A 4620-nucleotide genomic window follows, 5' to 3' on the forward strand; every position below is an offset into this window, starting at 1 on the left:
TGTTTTCAAGCAGAAGACGGCATACCAGATGTTCATGGTAGTGACTGGAGTTCAGACGTGTGCTCTTCCGATCTCGCCGGGCGGGTGGGTTTGAGCCGGCGGGGGGGGCGAAGCCCCCCCCTGGAGGCGGCGCGCGTGCTTTGCACGCGCGGATTAGAAAAAGATTAGAACCGGATTAGCTTGGTTTCGGCGAAACGCGAAAACCCGCACCAGTACTGGCTTTCCGGCCTGTTCGGCCTGTGGATAGTGTATCCGCTGGAACGGTATTCGGCATCCGCTGGAACGGTATTCGGCATCCGCTGGAACGGTATTCGGCATCCGCTGGAACGGTATTCGGCATCCGCTGGAACGGTATTCGGCATCCGCTGGAACGGTATCAAGCGCGAGGCTTCCGGGGCTTGCTGGACTTCTTGGTCAAGTGCCGCCGCTGCGCCCCTTTGGCCTGCTTCTCGACGTAAACGAGGTCGCCACGAATCTCGTAGCTGAACCGCTGGCCGTAGGCCGCGCAGGCCTCTGCTACGTCGTCAAGCGCCTTGCGCAGCTTCTGCAGGGCGCTGCGCGGGTTGGCGTTCTCGCCACCCGCCAGCTTGAGCAACGTTTCCGCCTTCATGGGGAAGGGCTTGGCGTGGCTGGCGTAGAAGCCGTGCAGCCACTGCGCGAGCGGCTTTCCGTCCAGCGCACGGCGCACGGCCCATTCCACCTGCGTGTACTGGTCGGCGGCGAACAGCGGGAGTAGCTTCTCGTCCAGCTCGATCACCCACTCCTGCGTTTCCTCGTCCTTGGCCGCGAAACGAATCAGGCTGCCGATGTAGGTGTAGCGCCCTTGCTTGACCGTCACGGCATTGGCTACAAGCCGCTCGATGCGGTTGTGCAGCGTCGCCCGGTTCTTTCCGGTGTCGGTCTTGCCCATGAGCTTCAGCATGGCGTAGGACGTGACGCGGCATCGGCTGCCCAGCTCCTGAAGGCGCACGGCGTGCAGCACGCTTTCCCACACGTCGAGGTCGCCTTGGTCGAGGCGTTCGCCCTTGTAGCGGATCTCGATGCCATCGAGCGCGGCGAGCTGCTCGCCGTTGATGTACCGCCGCCGCCCCTTGGCGATGGCACCGAACAGGGCAGACCTTAGGAAGGCGTTCGGCACCGCCCGGACAGTCTCCGGCCATAGCGGGAGCTGCACCACGTTTTTCGGCAAGGGCGCACCCGGCAACGGGCGCTCTGCGCGTTGCTTCGCCCGAGCCTGCAATTCGGTGATTCGGTCCAGCAGGTCTTCGAGCTTCACTTCACCACCTCCTTGCCGTCTTTCAGCGAGTCGCCCTGCGCGTGGCGCTTGACGTACTTGCGCATGAATTCGCGCAGCAGTTGGGAACCGGTTCGGTCGTTGGCCTTGGCGGCCCGGTAGAAGGCGTCCCGTAGGGACTTCTCGACCCGTAATGACAGCATGGTTTTTTCGTCGCTCATAGTGATACCTCCTGAACGATGAAGTATAGCACTTGTACATACAATGCAACGCTATCCCGATGGAGGCGGAACGCTATCCCGATGGAGGCGGAACGCTATCCCGATGGAGGCGGAACGCTATCCCGATGGAGGCGGAACGCTATCCCGATGAGCTTGACGTTGGAACAAGTAGTGCTACAATGGTTTGTATCTACCCGATGCGCGTAATGCCCATCGGCTAAGTCCTAGCTGGGGACTCAAAAGAAACAGCAATAAGGGGCCTCCGGTTCGACCGGAAGGCATTAAGGGCCTCCGGCTTGACCGGAAGGCAATAAGTTTTCCCCGCGCACGCGGGGATCGACCGTCTGCGCAGCAGGGATCATGCTGCGATCTTGCGTCTTCCCCGCGCACGCGGGGATCGACCCTCGCGAGGTGATTGACCGCGACCGCGGCGGAGCCGCCTAGTGCGGAACGTAGGTCTGCCCCGCGTACTCGGGGAGACCGCCACGGGCGTAGCGCCGCTGATGATGTCCACCGTCTCCCCCGCGTACATCAGGATCGACCCGCGCACACGGCTACGGCTGGATCAGTAGCACAGGCGCGGCCATCAGCTCAAACGCGCGCGCTGCGACGCGCCGCCAACGAGCGGCGCGGGCCGCCGAAGGCGGCCAACAGGCGCGAGCACTCCATAGTCGTTTCCGTGCAGAGCAAGCGGCGGAGCCGCCGTCTCTGTGCGGAGCGAAGCGAGCACAGAGACGGCGGCGGTCCCGACCCACAAGGTTGGCCGCAAGCCCAATAACTGCGCGGATTTCCCCCAGATGGACGTATCCGCGCGCCGGCGTGAAATCGCGTGAAAACCGTCTGCGCCGTCGAGCAAGGCGCGATACAAGAAACTGCTCACCACACGCATTCACGCCAATCGAACACTCCCCAGAAGGCAGGCTGAGGACCGGGAAAGCCCCACAAGGGCGCGCCTGACCAGCACCCGCGAGGTCTGCCGAAGGTTCAGCGCCGTCGAGCAAGGCGCCATACAAGAAACTGCTCACCCCCCACCCTTGCCGCGAGGGTATCGCGTGCGAATAACACTTACCGCTCGACGAGGTCATGGGGGGGTGCCGGGCAACCGCCGCGGATGGGCGCAGAGCGCCCACCCTCATGACCTCGTTACGGGCGGGGCGGCCCCGGCGGGATGGGTAGGCCCATCCCTAGCCAAGAGGATGGATTTGGTCTCGATCCTACCGAGGAAGTCGAGTCGAAACCCCCGTAAACGGAGGATTGGGGGGTGTCGATGCTCCATTGGCTAGGGATGGGTCTGCGAGGAGGTGGACGTGAGTCGGAACTTTGGGCTTGGATCGAGGAACATGGCGGACGCTGCCAGGATCGCGCTTGGCCGCGCGGCGGATCGTGGCGAGATGTCCTTTGCGAGTGCGGCTGCGGTCGGGGATCGATTCGCGCTCTTTGCTAGCTGGGCAAAGGCGGAGGGGATCGGCAGGATGGAGCGGATCGATCGCGAGTTGGTGGAGCGCTACGGCCAGGAGCTTGCCGAGCGAGTCGAGGCTGGAGAAATGTCAGCGTCATATGCTCAGAACCTGGTATCCGCTGTCAACACCGTGATGTCGCTGGTCACCGAGTGGCAGAGCGTCTCACCCACGAAAGACTGCGGTATTGCCGAGCGCAGCACGATTCGCGAGGAAGCCCCGGGCGCGCTGGATCGTGAGGCCTACGGGCGCGCGCTCGAGGCGGTGCGGCAAGAGCTAGGGGATCGGGTGGCTGCTGTCGTGGAGCTAGCGCGCGAATTCGGGTTGCGCTCAAAAGAAGCTAGCTTGCTGGATGCCCGCGCGGCCCTCGTGGAGGCCCAAAATCGGGGCGCTATGACCGTTTCCGAGGGCACCAAAGGGGGACGTACCAGGGAGGTGCCGATCACGTCTCAGAGGCAGCTAGAAGCGCTTTCTCGGGCGGCTATTGCCCAGGGGCAAGACCGAAGCCTGATCCCGGCCAGCGAGTCATGGAAAGGGTGGCGGGAAGGCACCTTGCGAGATGCCCGGGAAATCGTCAAAGAGCACACCGGCGGAGGCCTGCACGATCTGCGCGCGGCCTACGCGTGCGAGCGCTACGAGGCTCTCACCGGCCACGCGGCGCCGGTGGTGTCGGGCGAGCGCTACGGCGACGATCGCGAGGCGCGCGAGCAGATCGCCGAGGAGCTGGGGCATGGGCGCGCCGACGTTACCACGGAGTACCTAGGATGAGGCTGATACGAGAGGTTGAACGCCTGACCAGGGGGTATGTGCGCAAGGGCGGCAAGGACAACCGCCGCCAGCAGCGGGCGCGCATGCTCGCGTTCGCCGAGGCATGCGCCCGGATGGGTGCGAACAGTCTAGGGCAGGTGGGCAAGCGGCACGTGGTCGCGTACTGGAAGGCACACCGTGATCTCGCGCCGGCGACGCTGTATGCCCATTGGCTGGCTATCCGCGAGCTGTGGCGGCTGGCTGGCAAAGCGGGGGACCCGCCGAGGCCTATTGCTGAGGCCGACGACCGGTAGCGCAGGGCGGCCGCCGACAGGGGACCCGCGCGCGAGCGAGAGCGAGCGCGTGGGGTGCGAGGCGGCCGGCCGAGCGGCGCCGCGAGGCCGCGAGCGAAGCGAGCGCCCAAGCGGACATCGCCACGGGCGCGTAGTCGCGAGGCAAGGGCGGGACACCACCACCTTCTTGGAGACCTTTTCTGCCGCCAAAAGCTGAGAAGACGCTTGCAATGGGCCTTTTGGGGGGTTCTATTTCGGCCCCCCTCTGGGTGGCCTATTCCCGTAGAGATCATCCCAGCTTAGGCCGAGCGCTTCCATGATGTCCCATGGATCGCATCCACCGTCGCAGTAGAACACCTCTTTGAAGTCCTGCAGGTGTAGGTTGGCACCGCATGCTGGGCACCTTGCCTGCCAAGCACCACCGCCAGTTTCTTCGACTTCGGTTAGGCGCGACAAGAAAAGCTCAACATTCATACTGGTTTTCTCCTTCTGTTGCTGGTTCTCGTACCGCCGCTTGCCGTGAGCACGGTTGCTGGTGTAGCACGAAGGGGGGGGCGCCGGGCGGGTGGGTTTGAGCCGGCGGGGGGGGCGAAGAGATCGGAAGAGCACACGTCTGAACTCCAGTCACTACCATGAACATCTCGTATGCCGTCTTCTGCTTGAAAAAT

4 protein-coding genes are annotated in these 4620 nt (G+C 64.0%); 2 read left to right on the plus strand and 2 right to left on the minus strand.

Annotated elements, in window-relative coordinates; translation table 11 throughout:
- Positions 1-376: 376 nt before the first annotated feature.
- Together trfA and ACYQ6T_RS10485 are read right to left on the minus strand one after the other, a co-directional pair.
- Entirely contained in the window at positions 377-1276 is a 900-nt protein-coding gene (gene trfA / locus ACYQ6T_RS10480; protein ID WP_459830619.1) for a plasmid replication initiator TrfA, read from the minus strand.
- Positions 1273-1455, minus strand: a complete 183-nt coding sequence (locus ACYQ6T_RS10485) for a hypothetical protein (protein ID WP_459830622.1) — start codon at positions 1453-1455, stop codon at positions 1273-1275. The genes trfA and ACYQ6T_RS10485 overlap by 4 nt, the downstream gene beginning before the upstream one ends.
- Positions 1456-2795: 1340 nt before the next feature.
- Here ACYQ6T_RS10485 and ACYQ6T_RS10490 point away from each other — a divergent pair.
- Together ACYQ6T_RS10490 and ACYQ6T_RS10495 are read left to right on the plus strand one after the other, a co-directional pair.
- On the plus strand, positions 2796-3680 hold the full coding sequence (locus ACYQ6T_RS10490; RefSeq protein WP_459830624.1) for an integrase domain-containing protein: 885 nt from the start codon (positions 2796-2798) through the stop codon (positions 3678-3680).
- Positions 3677-3973: a hypothetical protein gene (locus tag ACYQ6T_RS10495; RefSeq protein ID WP_459830626.1), complete on the plus strand. Its 297-nt coding sequence runs from the start codon at positions 3677-3679 to the stop codon at positions 3971-3973. Before ACYQ6T_RS10490 ends, ACYQ6T_RS10495 begins: the two co-directional genes overlap by 4 nt.
- The last annotated feature ends 647 nt before the right edge of the window (positions 3974-4620 follow it).

This window comes from Hydrogenophilus islandicus (genome assembly GCF_054657095.1).

Excerpts from the sequence above, each read along its gene's own strand:
- ACYQ6T_RS10490 (WP_459830624.1), top strand. The coding sequence starts at position 2,796 with ATGGCGGACGCTGCCAGGATCGCGCTTGGCCGCGCGGCGGATCGTGGC.
- ACYQ6T_RS10495 (WP_459830626.1), top strand. The coding sequence starts at position 3,677 with ATGAGGCTGATACGAGAGGTTGAACGCCTGACCAGGGGGTATGTGCGC.
- ACYQ6T_RS10485 (WP_459830622.1), bottom strand. The coding sequence starts at position 1,455 with ATGAGCGACGAAAAAACCATGCTGTCATTACGGGTCGAGAAGTCCCTA.